16 protein-coding genes are annotated in these 21,867 nt (G+C 36.0%); 7 read left to right on the plus strand and 9 right to left on the minus strand.

Going from position 1 to position 21,867, the window contains the following annotated elements:
- Positions 1-38: 38 nt before the first annotated feature.
- Entirely contained in the window at positions 39-2,231 is a 2,193-nt protein-coding gene (locus IPM51_13635; protein ID MBK9285338.1) for a gliding motility-associated C-terminal domain-containing protein, read from the minus strand.
- 132 nt (positions 2,232-2,363) lie between these two features.
- Here IPM51_13635 and IPM51_13640 point away from each other — a divergent pair, with 132 nt between their 5' ends.
- From IPM51_13640 to IPM51_13650, 3 genes are read left to right on the plus strand one after another with little or no spacing between them, the layout of a single operon-like run.
- Positions 2,364-4,577, plus strand: a complete 2,214-nt coding sequence (locus tag IPM51_13640) for a T9SS type A sorting domain-containing protein (protein MBK9285339.1) — start codon at positions 2,364-2,366, stop codon at positions 4,575-4,577.
- Positions 4,574-6,034: a hypothetical protein gene (locus IPM51_13645; GenBank protein MBK9285340.1), complete on the plus strand. Its 1,461-nt coding sequence runs from the start codon at positions 4,574-4,576 to the stop codon at positions 6,032-6,034. Before IPM51_13640 ends, IPM51_13645 begins: the two co-directional genes overlap by 4 nt.
- Complete coding sequence (locus IPM51_13650; protein ID MBK9285341.1) at positions 6,031-6,447, plus strand: DUF393 domain-containing protein; 417 nt, start codon at positions 6,031-6,033, stop codon at positions 6,445-6,447. Before IPM51_13645 ends, IPM51_13650 begins: the two co-directional genes overlap by 4 nt.
- A gap of 63 nt (positions 6,448-6,510) precedes the next feature.
- Here the strand turns inward: IPM51_13650 and IPM51_13655 are convergent, their stop codons facing one another.
- Positions 6,511-7,056: a DUF5606 domain-containing protein gene (locus IPM51_13655; protein MBK9285342.1), complete on the minus strand. Its 546-nt coding sequence runs from the start codon at positions 7,054-7,056 to the stop codon at positions 6,511-6,513.
- Positions 7,057-7,226: 170 nt separating this feature from the next.
- Here IPM51_13655 and IPM51_13660 point away from each other — a divergent pair, with 170 nt between their 5' ends.
- Complete coding sequence (locus tag IPM51_13660; GenBank protein ID MBK9285343.1) at positions 7,227-8,528, plus strand: aminopeptidase P family protein; 1,302 nt, start codon at positions 7,227-7,229, stop codon at positions 8,526-8,528.
- Positions 8,521-9,315 (plus strand): alpha/beta hydrolase, encoded by a 795-nt coding sequence (locus IPM51_13665; protein ID MBK9285344.1) that lies wholly within the window; start codon positions 8,521-8,523, stop codon positions 9,313-9,315. The genes IPM51_13660 and IPM51_13665 overlap by 8 nt, the downstream gene beginning before the upstream one ends.
- 34 nt (positions 9,316-9,349) lie before the next feature.
- Here the strand turns inward: IPM51_13665 and IPM51_13670 are convergent, their stop codons facing one another.
- From IPM51_13670 to IPM51_13690, 5 genes are all read right to left on the minus strand, one after another.
- Positions 9,350-11,560: an OmpA family protein gene (locus tag IPM51_13670; GenBank protein ID MBK9285345.1), complete on the minus strand. Its 2,211-nt coding sequence runs from the start codon at positions 11,558-11,560 to the stop codon at positions 9,350-9,352.
- 17 nt (positions 11,561-11,577) lie between these two features.
- A complete protein-coding gene (locus tag IPM51_13675; GenBank protein ID MBK9285346.1) occupies positions 11,578-12,504 on the minus strand; it encodes a type IX secretion system membrane protein PorP/SprF in 927 nt (308 codons plus the stop codon).
- 22 nt (positions 12,505-12,526) lie between these two features.
- Positions 12,527-16,432, minus strand: a complete 3,906-nt coding sequence (locus IPM51_13680; protein ID MBK9285347.1) for a gliding motility-associated C-terminal domain-containing protein — start codon at positions 16,430-16,432, stop codon at positions 12,527-12,529.
- 1 nt (position 16,433) lies between these two features.
- Positions 16,434-16,709: a hypothetical protein gene (locus IPM51_13685; protein ID MBK9285348.1), complete on the minus strand. Its 276-nt coding sequence runs from the start codon at positions 16,707-16,709 to the stop codon at positions 16,434-16,436.
- A gap of 187 nt (positions 16,710-16,896) precedes the next feature.
- Positions 16,897-18,165 carry a competence/damage-inducible protein A gene (locus IPM51_13690; GenBank protein ID MBK9285349.1) on the minus strand — a complete coding sequence of 423 codons (1,269 nt, stop codon included), beginning with the start codon at positions 18,163-18,165 and terminating at the stop codon, positions 16,897-16,899.
- A 73-nt stretch (positions 18,166-18,238) separates the two neighbouring features.
- On the opposite strand from IPM51_13690, the gene IPM51_13695 reads away from it, so the two are divergent.
- Positions 18,239-18,991 (plus strand): DUF4197 domain-containing protein, encoded by a 753-nt coding sequence (locus tag IPM51_13695; GenBank protein MBK9285350.1) that lies wholly within the window; start codon positions 18,239-18,241, stop codon positions 18,989-18,991.
- Here the strand turns inward: IPM51_13695 and IPM51_13700 are convergent.
- Positions 18,988-19,779, minus strand: a complete 792-nt coding sequence (locus IPM51_13700) for a helix-hairpin-helix domain-containing protein (GenBank protein ID MBK9285351.1) — start codon at positions 19,777-19,779, stop codon at positions 18,988-18,990. The two genes, IPM51_13695 and IPM51_13700, sit on opposite strands and share 4 nt — an antisense overlap.
- 56 nt (positions 19,780-19,835) lie before the next feature.
- Positions 19,836-21,245 carry an amino acid permease gene (locus IPM51_13705; protein MBK9285352.1) on the minus strand — a complete coding sequence of 470 codons (1,410 nt, stop codon included), beginning with the start codon at positions 21,243-21,245 and terminating at the stop codon, positions 19,836-19,838.
- Between the two features lie 72 nt (positions 21,246-21,317).
- Between IPM51_13705 and IPM51_13710 the strand changes: the two genes are divergently transcribed.
- The gene (locus IPM51_13710; GenBank protein ID MBK9285353.1) at positions 21,318-21,866 is read left to right on the plus strand and encodes a hypothetical protein; all 549 of its coding nucleotides are present in this window, start codon (positions 21,318-21,320) and stop codon (positions 21,864-21,866) included.
- Position 21,867: the final 1 nt, after the last annotated feature.

Consider the following 21,867-nt stretch of genomic DNA (forward strand, 5'->3'; position numbering starts at 1 on the left):
GAATGCTTTTAATAAATAATAATAAAGTCATACGTTCATTAAGGAAGAAGATTCACATTCCCGTAATGCGTTTCATATTGTTGAGTTACCTCATTGGTGAAAGTGATACGATAAACATAAACATCTTGCGTACAAATTTTTCCTTTATAGGTTCCATCCCATCCTTTTACGGCTTCGGTAGTTGAAAATATTTTTTCTCCCCACTTATCATAAATATCAAATTGATAATTTAACCAGCCAATGCCCTTTGGCATAAAAACATCGTTTAATCCGTCATTATTTGGTGTAAATGTATTTGGAATCCAGAATCGGTATTCCGGCTCAATTTTTACTATTTTTGAAATGGTGTCGGCACAATTGTAAACGTTAGTCACCGTTTGTTTCACGATGTAATTTCCTACTTGCGTATACTCATGAAAAAAGTTTGCAAAATTATTATTTGCTCCATCGCCCAAAGAATAATTCCAAGAAACAACGTCATCACTTGCCAAATTATTAATTTTAATTAATGGGTCAAAAATAGTAGTTACTTCGGGTGTTAATGTAAAGTCTGCCACAGGCCTTGGATTTACCACAATATTTTTTATCACAGCTTTTCCGGTATCGGCACAAATACTCGTACTTGTAACGGTTAATGTTGCACTGTACACTCCGGCAGGCGATAAAGTTATTAAGGGCTCAAATTCCGTTGATGATTTTCCGTTACTGAACTGCCATTGATAATTAACCGGTAATTCGCTGGAACTTCCATTACTAAACCCAAACAGTGCCGGATCACAAAGTGCATCGGGTAAATTATTTATTTTAGCTTTTGGTTTATCAAATATTTTAACTGTATCCACAATTGAATCTACACACTGAAATTGTTTAGCCCACAGGGTTACCGGTATTTTTCCGGGTTGGTTAAAAACAATTCCGGCTGGTTCTTTAAAACTAGAAACACTTGGCGTGGCGGCAGCCGTAAATCGCCAGTTAAATACTGCACTCGAATGATGTTGGCTGTTATTCGAAAAATTGTATGAATTTAATCTTAAACATTTAGGAGCTTGTTTAGGCATGCTCAAGGTTAAATCAGGATAGATATAAAATGTTTTTTTCATGGTATCACTGCAAGCTTTTCCGGGATTAGCAATGAGTGTTACTACATACATTCCGGTATCTGCATAGGTATACGTTGGATTAAACACATTTGAAGTGTCAGCCAAAGTTCCCGGAACTCCAAAATTCCAATGATAGGTTAACGGTATACTGCCAAAACTTTGATTTGAAAATTCGATTGTATTTCCCTGACATTTTTTTACCGGCTCTTCAAAAACACTGGCCACATTTACTACACAAGGCGTAATATTAAATTGAAAATCTCTGAAATGAATATTGATAAGAACACCGTTTCTCTTTTCATATACGCAAATGCCAACTACATACTGGCCAACCTGTGTTGGACGACCGGTTAAAAGTCCGGTAATAGGATTAATGGCAAATGCCGGATTAGCCGGCAATGGATTTGTTCCATTAAAACTTCCCGAATAATTAACATTAGGATACGGTGGCGGTGGTGCAACAGTAGGGCAACCATTTTGTCCGTTCAAAGACGGGCAATTTACATCAAGTCCTTGATGAGGAGTATAAAAAGCATAAGTTAATTCATCCCCATCCGGATCGGTTGCAACATGATCAAATGAAAAAGGAACATTGGCGCATAAGAAAATGGGTGGAAATTTTGAAAATCTAGGCGAACTGTTTGTAATTGCCTTTTCGGGCCCGGGTATATACGTAAAATAGCTTGAGCCTTGTGAGCCCGGCGTAGTTAAATTAATAATAGTGTTGTTTCGACAACAGCGCTGATACACCAAATAATATCCACCCGCCAAAGGTTGTAGATTTACGGTGGTGGTATAAACCCCCTCTTCTACGCAAACATTGGTTGGAATTTCAATACAAGGATTATTTAATGTTGGCGGAATGTTTTTAATAACAGGTGCCCCAATGTCAAAAGTGGTAATTAAATTATTGTTGGAGTCATATACCGTAATAATTGCGGGTGGCATATTGCCTCCAACCCCATCTAACAAAGCACCATCGCTAAAACAATCTCGGTAAACTTTTAAGGTAATCCGATAATTACTTCCCCCTAAATCATCATATATAATTTCGCCGCCAACAATATGTTTAGCATTGAGCTGTCCGTTAAAAAAGGACAATAATAACAATATGAAGTAAATTTTTTTCACTCCTCAAATTTCAAGCATTAAATTACTAAAAAAATAGCTCATTTTAAAGCCCTTTTACAAGTGGTTAACTTAAGCCAAAAAGTGGTTGTTTTTGACCATAAAGCGATGAATTTATTTAGTAACTTTGTTAATATGCGTAAAATTGCTTTTTTGTTCCTTTTTTTAGGGATTTATACATCCTATAAATCACAATTATTGGTTGCCAGAGATACCATAAATGTTATCGAAAACGGAAAGTCGCTGAAAATGGCCTGGGGTAATGGCATAAATCACGCGAATATTTCAAACATTGATCTCAATTATGATGGCCTGTTAGATATAGTGGCATTTGATAGAATTAATTTATTCGGGGTTGGAAAATTTCGATGTTTTATTCAAACCGCTCCCGGAACTTATTCTGCCAATACCAACCTATCTTACTCTTTTCCTCCACTTACCCATTGGGCTGTTTGTTTTGATTTTGACGGAGATTCAAAAGAAGATATTTTTTGCTCTACCAGCGCAGGTATAAAAGTTTATCGCAATACCGGAAGTATAGGCACCGGATTGCAGTTTACATTATTTAAATCACTTATTTATACGAAATATGGCCCTACTTCCTCAAATTTATATGCCGCTTCCAACGGTATACCGGGCATAAGTGATATTGACGGGGATAGTGATTTAGATATTCTCACTTTTAGTCCTGCAGGAGTAATAGTGGAGTACCATAAAAACATGAGTGTTGAAACTTATGGACATAACGACAGTTTAAATAAATTTGAAGCGGTTACTTTATGTTGGGGAGATATAGTAGAAAATAATTGTAGCATTAGTACCAATCAAACCTGCACACCTATTGGAATGATAAAATCTATTAGTGATTATCATCAAAAAAATTTACACTCCGGTTCTTGTTTAACGTGCATCGATGGGGATGGGGATGGTGATAAAGATTTAATATTTGGCGATATCAGTTGCAACATTGCTTTATATGGGCATAATGCCGGAACCACTGCAACTGCACTCATTACACAAACCACAAACGCTTATCCTAATTTTCCGGCCAACTCAAACACCTTAACTATCAATATCAGTAATTTTCCATGTACCTATTATGTAGATGTTGACGGGGATAATAAAAAAGATTTGGTGGCTGCACCCAATGTTAATGGCGGAGAAAATACATCCAGTGTTTGGTATTACCGAAATGCAAGCGCAACAAATACAGTAGATTTTCAATTTGTAAAGAAAAATTTATTTCAGGATGAAATGATAGAAGTGGGACAAGGATCTTTCCCCATTTTATTTGATGAAAATGCCGATGGGCTTAAAGATTTATTAATTGGCACACATGGCTATTATATCAATAATGCTACAAGAGGTCGACTTACTTTATACCGAAACATCGGAACAAATGCGCAACCTTCCTATTCACTAATAACCAGAGATTACGCCTCACTCAGCACTTTTAGTTTGAACGGAGCCATGCCAAGTGTAGGAGATGTTGACGGAGATAATGATTTAGATATGGTAGTTGGAAATATGACCGGACAAATTTATTTGCTTACCAATACCGCAGGTTCTTTAGCGCCCTGCAATTACACTTTTAATCCGGTTGCTCTTTTCACTACCAGTTCAGCCATTGCTGCGCCACAGTTATTTGATATTAATTCTGACGGAAAATTAGATTTAATGATTGGATGCAAAAACGGCAGGATTTTTTATTACAACAACATAGGAACCGTTAGTTCTCCAAGCTGGACATTGGTTACCGGATTTTTTGGCGGGGTTGATGTAAAAGGAGATCCTAACTTTTTTAGTATAGACGGATACGCGGCTCCGTTTTTTTATTCGGAAGCAGGAGTTACCAAACTTTTAGTTGGTTCCATTAGCGGACAAGTTTATTATTACACCGTACCTTCTGTTACCGCTGCTTGTAATTTAATTAACGCTAACATTAATTCCATGAATGAAGGAAGTCAAAGTACGGTTTGGTTTGAAGACATTAACGGCGATACAAAACGTGATTTATTAGTAGGAAACGGATCGGGAGGTTTAGCCTTTTTTTCTTCTATGGGCCCCGGAGTAAGTGTAAAAGAAAATATTTTACTTGAAAAAAATATCACCATTTATCCAAATCCTGCGCAAGATTTTATTCATGTTCAGATTTCAGACTTTGAGTTTTCACAAGGAGAAATAAAGATATTTGATATCCTGGGTTCAGAAAAATACAATTCTGTTTTTTCAACCAATGGGTTTACCATACCGGTTTCAACTTTAGAAAAGGGAATTTATTTTGTGCAGTTTAATTCTTTCACAGCTCAATATCCAAACAAAGTATTGAAAAAAATTATTATAGAATGATTCGGCCTCTATTGATTTTTACATTCAGTTTACTTATTTTTTGTTCCTGCAAAAAAGATGTAGGCTATGTAAATTACGGCGATTTCCCAAAAGAAATAGGAAGCATAATAAATTATAATTGTGCCGTTAGCGGTTGTCACGACAGTAAAAGTTATGAGGCCGCAGCTAAATACGACTTAAGTTCATGGAACAGTATGTTTAAAGGAAGCGGAAGCGGATCTCCGGTTATTCCATTCAATTCAAAATTTTCTTCCTTATGTTATTTCATAAATACTTTTGATGAACTCGGAATAAAAAACGAACCCGTAATGCCTTTGAATAAAAAACCACTGAGTTACCAAGATGTAAAAACAATATTTGATTGGATTGACCAAGGGGCTCCTGATGTGAATGGAAATGTAAAATGGGCGGATAATCCGTTAAGAAGTAAATTGTACGCAGTTAACCAAGGCTGTGATGTGGTAACTGTTTTTGACAGCGAAACGCAATTACCAATTCGTTATATAGAAGTTGGCACTAAAGGTGGAGCTCCGGACACACCGCACATGGTTCGCGTTTCCCCGGACGGACAATATTGGTATGTAATTTTTATTGCCGATAATGTGATGCAGAAATACAGATGCAGTGATGATGCTTTTGTAGCTAATATCCCACTAACCCCTTTAGCTGCCGGTACAGGAACAAACGACGCTTATGACTGGAACACATTTGTAATAACAAAAGATAGTAAAAAAGCTTACGCGGTATCCTGGACCTCATTAGGTAAAGTGGCCTGCGTTGATTTAGAAAATCACAGCCTGTTGAATTATATAGCCGTTGCTAATAATCCTCATGCCATTGCCTTAAGTAATGACGAAACAAAAATTTATGTAGGTGCACAAACCGGAAATTATTTAAACGAAATACCCAGTGATTTTAGTGGCATTAATCAAATTTCAATTGATGCTAATCCTCCTAACGCAAATTCTTCATTAGATATACATGATATGATTCTTTCGCCTAACGGTGTAGATTTAGTAATCACCTGTCAGAAAACAAATGAAGTACGAGTATTTAATACCAATAGCTCCTCCGTTACTGCTGTTGTAAACGTGGGAATATATCCTCAGGAAATAGTTTACTCTAATGTAACCAACGAATATCTGGTTACTTGTATGTACGATAATTCTACTCCGGGCACAAACGGTACAGTTGCCCGAATTAATGGCGCCAACTATACACTTAAAAGTAATTTTCCGGTAGGCGCTATGCCTCATGGATTGGCAGTTGACGAAAAGAAAAAATTGCTGTATGTTTTATCCAGAAATATTCAAACTACAGGCCCTGCACCTCATCATTCCAGTCAATGCGCCGGGCGAAACGGTTTTGTAAGTTTTATCAGCTTGCCTACTTTTTCAATACTCAATAAAAGATTTGAATTGAGCGTTGATCCTTATTTTATTTCGTATCGAAAATGAGTCAACTGAATGAACATCTGGAAAAGCAACACATCTTAATATTTGATGGGGAATGCGGTTTTTGCAATAAGAGTGTTTTGTTTGTTACTCGCCGCGAAAAAAATAATAAGCTTTACTTTTCGCCGCAATTTTCCGATGCAGGTAAAGAGCTCTTAAAATATTTCGAAATTGACCCGAACATCAACAGCATGGTTTTAATCAGAGATTATTCCGCCTACATAAAATCCTGCGCTGCTTTGCGTTTAACCTGGTACATGAAAGGTCTTTGGCCCTTATTGAGTATTTTTCTCATCATTCCTCCTTTTTTAAGAAATCCGGTGTATGATTTTATTGCCAAAAGAAGAATGAAAATTGCAGGCAAAGTAAAAAGCTGTGAGTTAATCGGCAATGTTCAGGAAAGAATTTTGGCTTAATTTATTTAGCAACAAAAAAGCCGTCTATTCATTATAAACGGCTTTTTTCAAATTTTAGTATTATTAGGCTGTGCCTGTTTTTCTTACTCCGGTTGTTTTTTTAACGCCGGCGCTTGTTTTTACATTCGTCGTGTCTTTTCCTCCCGCTTTGTGCGTAGCTTTATTTTTTTCTTCTAAAGCTTTGGTCGCGGCAATTGTTTTTTCGTCAGCCTCTGCGTTTTCTTCCTTCTTTTTGAGATTACCGGTAGCCTGTAAAATATTATACCAGCTGAATAATTTTCTCATATTACTGATATATACACGTTCTTTATCGTAATCGGCTAATATCTCACTGAAATATTTTTCAATGGTTTTATCATCCGCTTTACTATCTACAGCAACGCCACCTTTTTCTTTTTCAAAAATGGATGTAACAATTTCCTCAATGGGTTTGTCTTCACCGGTAGTAAACATACTGATGTCTGTTAGGGTAGAAACCTTAGTTGTGGATACTATATTTACTCGCTTTTTATCAGCTAAACCTTCAACTATTATTCCATTTTTGCTTTGCGCAATAATTTTAAACAATCCCGGTTGTCCTGAAATGGAAATAATTCCTGTTAAATCAATCATAATTTTTAAATCTAATCACACAAATATAGTTTATTAATTCTCAAAAAAATCAACATTTTTTCTATTTTTTATCTAAATTTTTTTTTCCGTAATGCCCTTTTATTGGACTCATTTTCATTTTGATAATCGTATGCTTTATGCTAATTTAGTCCAACCAATCTAATATCATGAAATACCACGCCATCAGCAACGACTTATTTATTGGAAATCGCAATAAATTTAAAAATTATTTAAAGCCTAATTCAATGGCTGTATTTGTGAGTAATGACATCATGCCCACCAATGCCGACGGCGGAATGGGATTTAAACAAAATAGCGATTTATTTTATTTAACCGGCGTTGACCAAGAAGATACCATTTTAGTTATTTTTCCGGACGTAAAAGATGGAAAACATAAAGAAATACTTTTTGTAAGAGAAACCAGTGAATTAATTGCCATATGGGAAGGTGCAAAACTAACCAAGGAGCAAGCCACTTTGGTGAGCGGCATTGAACACGTGTATTGGATACACGAATTCGATAAAGTGATGCAGCCCTTCTTTTTTCAGGCTGAAAATTTATATTTAAACAGTAACGAACACGCCCGACAATACATTAAAGTAGAAACGGCCGAAATGCGTTTTAATGCCTCCATCCTGGCTAAATACCCTTTACATAAAATTGAGCGCAGTGCCCCTATTATGCATAAAATACGTTCGGTAAAAAGTACAGAGGAACTTGAACTAATTCAACAAGCCTGTGATATTACGGAAAAAGGATTCAGAAGATTATTGAACTTTATTAAACCCGGCGTGTGGGAATATGAAATTGAAGCCGAATTAATTCATGAATTTATAAGCAATCGCTCTAACGGTTTTGCATATACACCCATTATTGCCAGCGGATTAAGTGCATGTGTTTTGCATTATATTGATAATAATAAACAATGTAAAGCCGGAGATGTAATTTTATTGGATGTTGCTGCAGAATACGCCAACTACGCCAGTGATATGACACGATGTTTACCGGTGAGCGGGAAATTTACGAAAAGACAAAAAGAAGTTTACAATGCTGTTTTACGTGTAAAAAGAGCAGCCACTAAAATGTTATTACCCGGACAAACCTTTGATAAATACAATAAAGCCGTAGGAGAATTAATGACCGAGGAGTTATTGCAATTGGGATTAATAAAATCCGATGAGGTAAAACGTCAGAATCCATCTTGGCCGGCTTATAAAAAATATTTTATGCATGGCACTTCTCACTTTTTAGGATTAGATGTGCATGATGTAGGGTTTTTTACAGAACCTATGCAGGCCGGTATGGTATTTACGGTTGAACCCGGCATTTACATTCGAGAAGAAAATTTAGGCATACGATTAGAAAATAATATTCTCATTACCACAGGTGGACAAATGGATTTAATGAAAAATATACCTATAGAAGCAGAAGAGATTGAGGATTTGATGAGTAAAACAATTCATGCTTAAGCACGGTCTCTATAAAAAAGAGAAGGTTTATTTTTCTGATACAGGTAAAGGCAAAGCAATTGTTTTGTTGCATGGTTTTTTAGGCTCGCATAAAATTTGGGAGCAAACTCAAAATAATCTTTCTAAAACTTACAGAGTAATTTCCATTGATCTTCCGGGACACGGGGCAACACCTTGTTTTGGTTATGCACACAATATGGAGTTAATGGCCAAATGCGTAAAAGCCGTATTGGATCATTTAAAAATTAAACGTGCTGTTATCATAGGTCACAGTATGGGAGGTTATGTGGCACTGGCTTTTGCCGATCTTTTTCCGGATTACCTTTTAGGGTTATGCTTATATCATAGTACAGCTTATGCCGATACTAAAGAAAAAAAGACCGATAGATTAAGAGCCATTACCGCTGTAAAAGCGAACCGGGGTTTGTATACACGCAATACTATTAAAAATTTATTTGCCGCAAAAAACCTGAAGTATTTAAAAAAAGAAATTTCATTTGCTAACAGTATTGCCAAAAAAACAAGCAAGGAAGGAATAGTGGCTGCTCTTCACGGCATGCGTGACAGAGTTGCACGTGATATTATTTTAAATCTGGTGAAATATCCGGTGATGATGGTAATTGGTGAACACGATAATGTTTTACCCGCCGATCAATTACTCGCACAATCTAAAAAACTAAAAAAAGGCAGCGTTTTATATTTAGAACACGATGGGCATTTTGGTTTTTTAGAATCACCCTTAGTAAGCCATAAAGCCTTGCGAAAATTTATACGATTGTGTAAATAAAAAAGAGGAGTAAATACTCCCCCTTTCTTTTGACTTAGTTTTTAATCTTTACGATTTTAAATTCTGTTCTTCGGTTTTGAGCATGTGTATCTTCATCACATTTAGAAACTACTTTTCCTTCGCACTTACAACCGTTAATGAGTTTAGACTCCCCATATCCTTTTCCGTAAATTCTGGATTTATCAATTCCCTTTGAAACAATATAAGCCGCGCTTGATTTGGCACGCTTATCAGAAAGCGCTCTATTACTTGCGGCCGAACCCCTGCAATCTGTATGAGAGCCTAATTCTATAGTCATGGAAGGATTTTCCATCATCAAATTCACAATTTTATCTAACTCAAAACTTGCATCTTGTCTGATGGTCCATTTTCCTAAATCAAAATAAATGGGTTTAAGATCAACCATTTTTCCTAAATCAGCCCCTAACTTAATTTTATACATTTTAGTATTTAAAAAATCATGCAATAAAATATATCCTTCTTTTTTAAAGATAAAATCTACAGGCTGTGTTTTGGTTACATAGCCCGGTTTTTCCAATTTTACAATATAGGAAACGTCATCTCCTTTTTTCTTGTCCTTGTAAATATGTTTAAAATCTCCTTCCTTATCCGTAGTAAAAGTCAACACATTTGATTTGTTATAGGCATCAGTTAAAGTTACTTTCACGCCATCTATTGGCGCAAAGGTTTCGGCATCGGCAATAATACCCAATAAACCGTAAATCTTCTTTTCAATGAAAATTTCCTTTTTGCTATTCGCTAATGCGGCCAAATCTTTTTCATGAATTACAGCTACACTTTCTTTATACTCGTCTTTTTGTGTTTTTAGCTTGTAATTTTTTCCGGGCAATACATTCATTTTTACTTCGCCCTTTTCATCGGCAATAAAATGTCCTAATTGTTTTCCGTCTTCTCCAATTAAAGCCACATCAGCCCCGGGTAAAATCTGTTTACTTTCTTTATCTAACACAATTAAGTTGATAATACTGCTGATGATAGGTCGTTTAGCATTGAAGCTATAAATATCATCTTTTGCATTTCCACGGTTACTGGATAAATAGCCTCCGGTTGATGTCATTGCATAAATTCCAAAATCATCATGGGATGAATTAATCGGGTATCCTAAGTTCTGTGCTTCAAAATAACCATCGCCCCCGGGCACGGTATAAAATAAATCTAAACCGCCCAATCCTATTTTACCATCACTGGCAAAAAACAAAACCTCATCTTCAAAAAAAGTAGGGAACATTTCTCTTCCTTCAGAATTTACATGTTGGCCTAAATTTTCGGGTTTACTCCATTCATTGTTATTTCCTAAGTGACTTACCCAAATATCCGACATCCCCAAAGTGCCCGGCATATCAGAAACAAAAAATAAAGTTTTTCCATCGCTACTCACAGCAGGATGTCCGCAAGAGTAATCATCGCTATTATATGGAAATTCCGACCAGTCACTCCACTTTTCATTTTCCTTTTTCCGGATGTATATTTTTAAATTGACTTTGTGTTCTTTTCCTTCTTTCATTTTTTTATGAAAGAAATTATTTCTGGTGATGAATTGCGTATTTCCATCCTTTGTAAAGCATAAAGGACCTTCGTGTACTTTTGTTTTTAGTCCTTCCTTAACATGTTCTTCTCCTTTTACTTTTTCTCCATCAATATATCCTTTATATACATCTAGGTAGTAAGAATTATCCCAACCATATTTAGCTCCTTTAAAAGCCGTGTTACGACGCGAGGATAAAAAATACAATTCGTTTTTTATCACGTAAGGACAAAAATCGCTTTCATCTGAATTGATATCTAAAAGTTTTATTTCATAATTGCCCGAATCTTTCATTAATTCCGCTTTAAAAGCTTTGTGTTTATTGATGTTATCGCGAATTAATTTGTATTGATTATCATTTATTTTAGAAAAAACCTCATTGGCCTTATCATAATGTGAATTGTACTTTAATACCTGATAGTAATTATATAAATCATGATCAGTCATTCCGGTATTGGAATAGGCTTTATCGTAATAAGTTTGCGCATCGGTGTAATTTCCTGCATTTAAATTACATTCGCCTGCTCTCACGTAATACTTTATTTTAGGGTGTTTACTTCTGGATAATTCTTCATACATATCCGATGCAGAAGCGTATTCTAAATTATCAAACTTTTTATCAGCAATTTTTTCTTTAAACGACTGGGCGCTCACTTGAATTGAGACAACCAATAAAGCGTATACTATATTCTTTTTCATTTTACTTTATTGTACAATTAAAAATAACGAGGTGACTTCAAAGCTTTTTGACGAGGAATAAAATCAAAACCTAATAATACTTCATGCGTGCTCGGGCTATAACTGCTCATGTTAGTTAAAGTATAATCGTAAGCATATCCGATTCTAAATTGCTTATTGATATTATAAACTACATTGGCGCCGGCAGCTGCGCCGTGACGATACATTAAACCAAACCAGATTTTATCGTTAAATAATAAAGAAATATTTCCGTCAATGGAAAGAGGGGCATTTTGCGTGTATTTTAAAGCGAAACCGGGTTTTAAATCCCATAAGCTATTTAATTTGAAAACATAGCCGCCAATTAAATAGTAATGTAATACTTGCTTAGAACCAGAGAACAGGGCATCCTTAGTCATTTGTGATGGAATAACCTTTGGCGCTGTGAATCCTAAAAAATGACGCTTACCGTAATAATAAATGCCAGCTCCAAAATTAAAAGCGTTGGTATTAAAATTGACATTGTTGCTTCTAAACGGATCCGTTTCATCATTTATTTTCAAATCGGTAAAGGCATTTCGTATCATATCAACACCGCTTCTTAATCCAAAACATAATCTGTCATTTTTAGAATTTAATTTGATGCGATATGCAAAATCCGCAAAGGCAGAAGTTTTTTCTGTCGGACCAACTTTATCACTCATCACATTTAATCCCACGCCAATTGATTCGCGTACCAATGGCGTATGCGCAATAAAGTTTGCCGTTTGAGGAGCACCTTCCCATCCGGTCCATTGATTTCGATAATCTAAAACCAAACTTAATGCATCTCTGCTACCCGCATAGGCCGGATTTAAAACAGAGCTGTTAAACATGTAAAATGAATTCTGAATTTCCTGCTGAGCTTTTAATTGGCTCAAGGATAACATGAACAGAATCGCGAAAGTTATTTTATTTATTTTCATTTTAAAAATATTAATCAATTAATTAATACTGAATTTGTACGTAGCCTTTGAACACTTCGGTTTTACCATCTTGTAAATCCAGAATATAATAGTAGGTAGCTGATGGTAATTTTCCTGAACCTGTTTTTCCGGCTTCATTCGGAACGCCATCCCAATCATTTAAATACGGTTCAGCCGAATAAACAGGATTACCCCAACGATTAAAAATCTTTAAAATATTCTTCGGATAAACATCCAAGCCTTTAATAAAGAATACATCGTTTTTATTATCACCGTTCGGCGTGAATACCTGCGGAATTTCAAGTCCGGTATTTACTTTAATGACAATGGTATCAGAACTCATGCAAGAACCGTTCATGGCATATAAAATAATGGTATAAGAACCGGAAGTAGAATAGGTATTAGACGGATCAGATGAACTGGTGGTACTTCCATCCCCTAAATTCCAGGAATAGGTGGTTGCGCCGGTACTGGCATTTGAAAAAGTTATAGTTAACGGTAAATCGCCAACCGTTACGTTAGGAACAGCTAAAGCATTAACAGTAACCTGACTTACATTCACCAGAGCTGAAGTTGTACAACCGGTTACCGCATCTGTAACAATCACTGTGTATGCGCCCGGTAAACTAACTACAGGATTAGCTGTATTAGATCCGGACTGAATTCCGTTTAACGGTCCATTCCACGAGTAGGTATTTGAGGTATTAGAACTTACCGCATTTAAGGTAGTTGATGCCGGCAAACTACAAGGTAAATTCCCATTGGCATCAGCCGTTAAAGTAGGTGCTGTTGTATTATTTTGTACGTTGATGGTTTCTGTAGTTGCACAGCCCGAAACTATATCCGTTACTGTAACAGTGTATATTCCCGAAACAGAAGTGGTAATGGATGAATTAGTAGAACCCGTACTCCAACTATAACTTACCGCTCCGGAAGAACTTGCGCTGATATTTACCGTGCTTGAGCTAGGAGAACAAGTAATACCGAGCGAAGAACTGCTGGCAACCGTTAGACTAGGTGCGGTATTGTTGCCTGAAACCGGTACAATAATGGATGTTGTACTACATCCGGTTAATGAGTTTGTAACTATCACACTATAACTTCCCGGTAAATTAACCAAAACATTATTGTTATTGGCCGAACCTACAATTCCAGGTCCGCTCCAGGTAAAAGTTAAATTAGCTGAAGGGCTAAATACAGGAGCTATTAATACGACGCTATTTGTACAAGATAATGCCTGAGCAGTTCCTGATCCGGCAACCATTGCCGGTGCATCAGTAGCAGTAGCTACCGGTATAACCACATTAGAGGAACAACCATTAGTTGCCGTAATCACCGCGGTATAAGTACCATCTAAGGTAAATGTTGCTGTTGAGGTATTAGTAGGGCCTGATATTCCAATGCTTGGACTCCATGAATAAGATGAAATTGGAATAGTTGAGGTAATGGTAACTGAAACAGAAGGTGCTCCGAAGCACGTTATGCTTGGCGAACTATTACTTACAGTAAAAGTTGGTGCATTAATATCTGGTATAACACTATACGTTAAAGAAGTGGTGCAACCTGAAACCGGATGCGTACTCACTAAATAATAATTAGTAGCTGTAGTAACTGCAACAGTTTGCCCGTTTATTCCACTGGCAAAACCTCCTCCAACAGAAGTCCATGTATATGTACTTCCCGCAGGAGCTGCTGTTCCTGATAGAGCCACAGTAGGTGTAGCGCAAATTAATGATGCTGTTTGTGAAAGCGCAGAAATTGTAGATGTTGCAAAATTAGTAGGGATATTTACGGTAACAGCAGACGTACATCCGTTGCTATTACTAGTTACCACTAAGGAATAAATTCCTCCTGCGTTTGCGCCAATATTTTGAACAGTATTTGATCCAACTATTCCCGGACCACTCCAGCTATAGGTAACTCCTGCTCCTGGATTTCCGTTTATAGTAACGAAAGAGTTCGTACAGGTAACTGTAGGATTATTCGCAATAGAAGCAGTTGGAGAATTTGTCTGAGTAACCGGAGATACGGTACGCGTATTAGTACAGCCGTTAGAAGTATTTGTCACATTTAAAGTATACACCCCCGAACCGTTAGCTCCTGTGGATGCCGTATTGGGGCTTGTAACAGTACCTCCACCAGGAGCAACCCAGGTGTAAGTAACTCCACTAGTTGATGAGGAAAGCGTAAATGAATTACCAATGCAATTTACAGTACCGGACGCGACTGCATTTGGCGCTGCTTGTACCGTACTAACACTGGTGCTCATTACTGCAGAAGCAGTACATCCATTTGCCGGATTCATAACGGTTGCCGTATAGGCTCCAGCGCCTTGTACATTCACGGTAGGTGTTGATTGGCCGGATAATATTATTCCACCACCCGGAGCTGACCAGGTGTAACTGAATGTAGGCTGATTTCCAGAAATGGTTACTGAATTATTAACGCAGGTGATAACTCCCACCGTACTTAATGAAACACTTACCGTATTGTTTTGAGAAACTGACGCCGATCCAATACTTGTACAGCCATTGGTTGTACTCGTTACCGTATAACCATAACTTCCCGGTAAATTAACAGTTGGGTTGGCAGAGGCACTTCCTGCAACAATGCCCGGGCCCGACCAGGTATAAGTTACACCCGAACCTGTTGTATTAATTATGGCGTTGGGATTTAAACAGGTTAATATGTTCGAAACAGTATTTGTTGGTAAAGTTGGCGGTGTGGTGTTGGTTACAATCTGAACGGTTGATGGAGGAGAAACACAAGTTCCATTATTTACCGTTAAAGAATAAGTTCCTGAAATTCCAGCCGTAGGATTTTGTGCTGAAGAAGTAAATCCTCCAGGACCTGACCAGGAATAAGTACCGCCGCCACCACCGGTTAGTATTGTTGGGTTAGCAATACAGGTTAAAGATTTTGTTGGTCCGGCATTCGCAGTTGGTTGTTGAGTAACCACAATGGTATTGGTATTTGTTGCGCTACAAACTGAAGAAATTCCAACTGAATAAGTAACTGCAAAAGATCCGCTACCTGAAATAGAAGGGCAAAACGAGGAAGATGAAACACCGGTTCCGCTCCATGATCCGCCTGTATAAGAACCAAGACTTAATTGAGCATTTAAACTTACGCAAGAATTATAAGGACATAAAGGAGAGGGTACTGTCCATGCAGACCCGGGGCCCGCATATGGGTTAACTATTTCAAAAGTTCGAGTTGCACTAGTTGTACATGAATTTTGGCTATTGAATGTATAGGTAACCGAATATATTCCGGGAGCCATTAAAGCCGGATTGTATACAATATACCCAGCTCCATTGTTTAAGACAACTGCTGCCGGAACAACTGTTGGTGAAATAACAAAAGATGCGGTTCCTATGGGAGTATTTGCCGGAATCGTTACTGTACTACAATTGTTAGCAATACCGTTATTCCAAGTTCCTGAGGTAATTAAATTATCATCGTAACAGCTGTAAAAAGAATAGGTCATGTTTGGTGCGATAAGTGTATTGCATAAAACATAACTATGAGACATGGACGGAACTAATCCTGACCAATACAAAGTAAAAAGTGAATTATTGGGAATACTTACCGCACATGTACCGCAAACTGCGCCTTGTGCAACCGTACCTTGAAACAAAGCAATTGAATTGTTTGTAGTTGCGTTGGTGTTAGTTAAACTGGTTTGCATTCTAATACAAGGTGAATTACCTTGGGTTAGGGTTGGAAAATTAGTTTTAGGATCTGTTTCTACCGCTATTAATCCACCAAAATTACAGTTAATGGTATTTGTGCCAATTAATGGCCAGCCATTTTGTGATGCATCTTTCAAAATTAATGTTGGAGACAAACAAGTAAGAGATTGCGCAAAAGATTTACTTGCTAAAATTGTAAATGCAATTGCAAAAATTATTTTTAAACTTTTCATTTTAATCTTGAATTAAAGTGTTTTGAAATTCAGGTTTTACAAAAACATTGTGTGCCTTAAACCACTCATTAATTGCTTTTTTATATAAACTTTTATCGGCATAACCTTGCTTGGAAGGTAAACCCGAAGGAATCGCCTCATTCACGCAAATTTTTTTGATTTGATTGTCGTAACCAAAATATTCACTTTGTTCTGCAGTTGTTGTTTTTAAATTTACATTTGTTGCTGCTTCATTACGATCTGCAATTTTGATTTCTGACGGATTTTGAGATTTCATTACACTTAAAGCAAAGAAATTCAACAAAATAAGTAAAAACGTGTTTTTCATAATATCCTCCAATTTGTCGACAAAAGTAGTCTATTTATCGACATATTGAGCTACCGTTTATACAGATATTTATCCGCGCTAAATGAATTTAGTTTCTCTAAACTCGATTTAGATAAGAAGAGGCCATTAATCGTGATTATTCAAGCTCGTTTTTCAGAATAAAAATACGAAGCATATTTAAGGCAGTGTTTGCGAACATGACTATATTTCTTGATCGATTATCTCCAAACCTAAACGATTTTGAGACAAGCTTATTTTTGGAAGCCACCGAAATCCATACAAACCCCACCGGTTTTTCCTCACTTCCTCCATCCGGTCCCGCAACACCTGAAATTGAGATAGCATAATCACTTTTAAATTTTTGCAAAGTATTTATAGATAATTGTTCAACACATTCCTTACTTACTGCTCCGTGTTGAGATATAACATCGGAAGAAACACCAACAATCTCCATTTTTGCTTCATTACAATATGGAACTATTCCACCCTTCAAAACTTCTGAAACTCCGGGAACGGCCGTAAATAATGAAGCCAGGTAACCACCGGTACAACTTTCAGCCAAGGCAACAGTTGCATTATGTTTTTTCAATAAATCAATAATTACATGTTCCATTTTCAAATTTGATTGTCCGAATTCTTCTATTCCGAAAATATTTTCGCCAATCAATTTCTGCAAATCATTTATTTCGTTTTCAATTTTTGGTTGAATTGAACTTATATCCTTTCCGGATGACGAAATTCTTAACCTAACAATTCCGGGCTGAGGTAAATAAGCCAGTTTAATATTTTTTTCGGCCAATGCATCTTCCCAGTCATTTAACTTTTCTGCCAAAACACTTTCAGGAATTCCAATGGTGTGCACTGTTTTATGAAAATTTACAGCTAATGAAAATTCGTTTTTAATTTTTGGCAAAATTACTTCTTCCATCATTGCTTTCATTTCATAGGGAACTCCGGGCATACTAATAAACACCACTTTATTTTTTAACATCCACATGCCCGGTGCGGTTCCGTTTTTATTCGGAATAACAACACATCCGCTTGGAACCAAAGCCTGCATCTCATTCACCTTACTCATTGCTCTTCCTCGTAATTTAAAAAATGATTGTACTTGCTCCAGTGTATTGTTATCCATAATCAACTCGGCATTGAAAAAAGTTGAAAAAGCCATTTTAGTTACATCATCCTTAGTAGGACCTAATCCTCCGGTAATAAAAACTATATCTGCACGTTTTGTTGCACTTTCTAAACACGATAATATTACTTCTTGATCGTCGCTAATCGTACTCATTTGCACTACTTGAATCCCCATAAGATTCAATTGCTCCGCTATCCATACACTGTTGGTATTGTGAATTTGTCCGATTAAAATCTCATCGCCTATACTAACTATTTCTGCTTTCATAATTAAATTAACAAAAAAGTGTGACAATAAAGATAAAGAGGTAATTTATATTTGTAGTTATAAAATCGAAAAAATGAAAAAATTAATTTTTTTACTTAGCCTTTTGTGCACTTTTAGCATTTACTCACAGAGTTTAAAAGATAAATTAAAACTTAAAAAAGATAGTCTGGAGAAAAAAACAAAAACGATATTAAAAAAAGATGATACGCCTAAACTCACTAACGAAGATGTTATAAATGGTTTGAAAGAAGCATTAAGTATTGGAACAAATAATTCTTCTTCCTTAGCGAGTAAAGTAGATGGTTATTATAAAAATCCGCGCTTATTTATTCCCTGGCCGGAAGAAGCCAAAGACATGAGGGCTAAACTATTGAAAATGGGTATGGAGAAAAAAATTAAAGAGTTTGAAACCAGCTTAAATCGGGCAGCCGAAGAAGCGGCTAAAAAAGCAGCGCCTGTTTTTACTAATGCAATTGTAAAAATGAGCGTATCTGATGGATTTGCTATTTTAAAAGGAAGCGATACTGCAGCTACAAACTATTTGAGAAAGACAACCTATTCGCCATTAGAGACAGAATTTTTACCCATTGTTAAAGAGGCTATTAATACGGTGAAAGTTACTTCGTATTGGAATCCTTTAGTGACAACCTATAACAAATTACCGGGCGTTAAAAAACAAAATCCGGACTTAGATAAATATGTTACCAATAAAGCCATTAATGGATTGATGATTTTAATATCCGACGAAGAGGTGAAAATAAGAAAAGACCCAATGGCTCGGGTAACAGATTTATTGAAAAAAGTGTTTGGAAAAAAAGAACCTTAGTATAAAATATAAGGGTTTAATTTTTCAAATAATTCTTGATTGGCGGTAAGCTCCAACAATATGGTTGGCGTTATACTTTCTTTTCTGCTCCTATTAAAAATTGATTTTGTTAATTCGTAACTGATATAGGGATGCTTGTTTATCTCTTTAAATGAAGCATTATTAATATCCAGTTTTTTGATTAAGCTTGCATTAACTGTAACATTTGGCTTTAGCTTTTCATACAACTCGTCTGTAAAACCATATACTTCTTTTAATTGATTTATAGATGTAAATCCCCCTAACAAATTTCTATACTTTAAAATCCTTTTGGCATAAGATGGGCCTACCCCATTTAATTCCAACAAAGCTAAACTATCAGCTAAGTTTAATTCTACACTTAATTTATTTTTTGTTGAAGCAGAACTATATTTGGCATTTTCAACTTTATGTTTAGGCTCCAAAATAACATAAGGGCTAACCTCCTTATACAATTGATCGGTTACGCCATATACTTTTTTCAAATCTTCTTTTTTTCGAAAAACAAATCCTTTTGATCTGAATTTTAAAAATATTCGCGCGGTTTTCTCGGGGAAACCCAACTGAATTAAACCTTCAAAAGAGATCTGATTTGGATTAAAAGGTTTTCTTTTTATATTCCGTTGGTTCTTGTTAATTGTTTCATTCTGCAACACCTGCCGGTTAATAATATTAGAATCAGATGAAATAATATTTTCGATGCGTATATCGTCAGGCGTAATAAAATAGGGAACTGAAATACGAATTAAAAGTAAGATTACACATAGCAAGCAAAGAAAAAACAAGCCGTTGCGTTGCTGCCTATTAAAACCAAAATAACTATTTATTATTTTTTTAATGTGCGTTTAAAAATAAAATAAACGGGTATGCCAATAAACATAATTACTAAACCGGCAACCGTATTTTGTGGTTTAAAGATAAGCAGATCTATGCAAATAAAAAGTGTAATTCCGATATAAAGAATAGGAATAACCGGATAACCAAAAGCTTTGTAAGGCCGGGGTTCAAGTGGTTTTGTTTTTCTGAAATAAAACAAAGTTGAAATGGTGATCATATAAAAAATCAAAGAGGCAAATGTGCAATAATCCAACAATTGACCATACGACCCGCTAAAGCAAAGAACAGAAGCCCAAGCAGCCTGTATCCAAAGCGAAGCCGAAGGAGAATTGTGTTTATTTAAATAACTTGCTTTCTTAAAAAATAACCCATCGTTAGCCATAGCACTAAACAATCGTGCTCCGGAAAGAATCAACCCATTATTACATCCAAAAGTTGAAATAACAATAAAAACGGCCATAATTGTTGCACTCCAATTTCCGAAAACAACACTAAGCGCTGCTGTTCCAACTCTATCATTTTGGGCAAAAGCTATTCCTTTTTCCAATACAGTAGTGCCGTTTTCACTCCCTAAAGCCGGTAACAAAATAAAGTAAGCCACGTTAGCAAGTATATATAAAACCGTAACCATTAAAACGCCAATTAACAATCCTAAGGGAATATTGCGTTGCGGCTCTTTAATCTCTCCGGCTATAAACGTAACATTATTCCAAGCGTCGCTACTAAATAATGCGCCAATTAAAGCAACTCCCATTGCCGATGCAATTGCCTTAAATCCATTTTCAGAATCCGGAAAATTAAACGGAATACTTAGATTTTCGGACCAATATGAATTATGACTGGCGGCAAACAAGCCTAAAATAATTAAAAAAATTAATGCTAAGATTTTTGTACTTGTAAAAACACGTTGAATAATTTTACCATTATTTATCCCCCTTGAATTCAAAAATGTAAGTAAAACTATAGATAAAACGGCTAGTAATTTTGTGGTTGATAAGTTAAAATTCCCAATTGAAAAAATAATATTTCCTTCATCGAAAATGGGAAAGAGTACGCCCATAAATTTCGCAAAAGCCACAGCAACTGCTGCGATAACACCGGTTTGTATAACGGCAAATACTGTCCAACCATACACAAAAGCAACCAATTTGCCATATGCTTTTTTAATATAGATGAATTGGCCGCCGGCTTCCGGCATCATGCCGGCTAACTCACCGTAGCTTAATGCCGCAAATAAGGTTATTACTCCACTCAATAACCAACACATTAAAACCCAAAAAGGAGAACCCAACACTCGAGTCATGTCAGCACTTACAATAAATATTCCGGAACCAATCATGCTTCCTGAAACGATCATTACGGCGTCCGTAAGATTTAAACTTTTAACCGGGTTTGACATGTTCAAGAAAAAAAATTAAAGTACTAATTTTATGCTTCAATTGGGTTAAAGATAATTAAATTTGAAGGCAAAATGAAAGTTGTAAGCGATAGAATAAGTATTCTTAAAAAAGATGATTTGCTGAGCATAGTTATATTGCCAACTACTGATCAGAAAAAGACATTTCTTTTATTTTTGTGGTTATTTGCCTGGTCGGTTTGCGGTGTTATCGTACTTTTTAATTATAAGCAACTTGTGCAACAAGACGCTAAAATTTTTGTGATTGTTTATTTAGCGTTTTGGTTATATTATGAATTTAAAATAGCCCGGGCTTTTATTTGGAAGAAATGGGGCAAAGAAAAAATTTGGCTTAAGAGTGGGAAACTTAATTATCAACGAGAGGTCAATCAAAAAGGGAAAATAAATGAATACGAATTAAATTTATTGGATGAGTTAAAATTAATTGAAATAAGTACCGGAAGTTTTTCTGATTTTTTCAATCAAAGTTTTTGGGTAAAAGGAGGGGAAAGAATAGAATTCAAATATTTGGATAAATTTATTCGCTTTGGGATGCAGATTAATACTGAAGAAGCTAGAATTCTTCTCTCGGAAATCAAACAATACCTTCAAAAATCAAAATAAA

The organism is Sphingobacteriaceae bacterium (genome assembly GCA_016715905.1).
GTDB lineage: Bacteria > Bacteroidota > Bacteroidia > B-17B0 > Aurantibacillaceae > Aurantibacillus.

Bases quoted from the DNA above. Each gene is read 5' to 3' on its own strand.
- IPM51_13640 (MBK9285339.1), top strand. From the start codon at position 2,364: ATGCGTAAAATTGCTTTTTTGTTCCTTTTTTTAGGGATTTATACATCC.
- IPM51_13645 (MBK9285340.1), top strand. From the start codon at position 4,574: ATGATTCGGCCTCTATTGATTTTTACATTCAGTTTACTTATTTTTTGT.
- IPM51_13650 (MBK9285341.1), top strand. From the start codon at position 6,031: ATGAGTCAACTGAATGAACATCTGGAAAAGCAACACATCTTAATATTT.
- IPM51_13660 (MBK9285343.1), top strand. From the start codon at position 7,227: ATGAAATACCACGCCATCAGCAACGACTTATTTATTGGAAATCGCAAT.
- IPM51_13665 (MBK9285344.1), top strand. From the start codon at position 8,521: ATGCTTAAGCACGGTCTCTATAAAAAAGAGAAGGTTTATTTTTCTGAT.
- IPM51_13670 (MBK9285345.1), bottom strand. From the start codon at position 11,560: ATGAAAAAGAATATAGTATACGCTTTATTGGTTGTCTCAATTCAAGTG.
- IPM51_13675 (MBK9285346.1), bottom strand. From the start codon at position 12,504: ATGAAAATAAATAAAATAACTTTCGCGATTCTGTTCATGTTATCCTTG.
- IPM51_13680 (MBK9285347.1), bottom strand. From the start codon at position 16,432: ATGAAAAGTTTAAAAATAATTTTTGCAATTGCATTTACAATTTTAGCA.
- IPM51_13685 (MBK9285348.1), bottom strand. From the start codon at position 16,709: ATGAAATCTCAAAATCCGTCAGAAATCAAAATTGCAGATCGTAATGAA.
- IPM51_13690 (MBK9285349.1), bottom strand. From the start codon at position 18,165: ATGAAAGCAGAAATAGTTAGTATAGGCGATGAGATTTTAATCGGACAA.
- IPM51_13695 (MBK9285350.1), top strand. From the start codon at position 18,239: ATGAAAAAATTAATTTTTTTACTTAGCCTTTTGTGCACTTTTAGCATT.
- IPM51_13705 (MBK9285352.1), bottom strand. From the start codon at position 21,245: ATGTCAAACCCGGTTAAAAGTTTAAATCTTACGGACGCCGTAATGATC.
- IPM51_13710 (MBK9285353.1), top strand. From the start codon at position 21,318: ATGAAAGTTGTAAGCGATAGAATAAGTATTCTTAAAAAAGATGATTTG.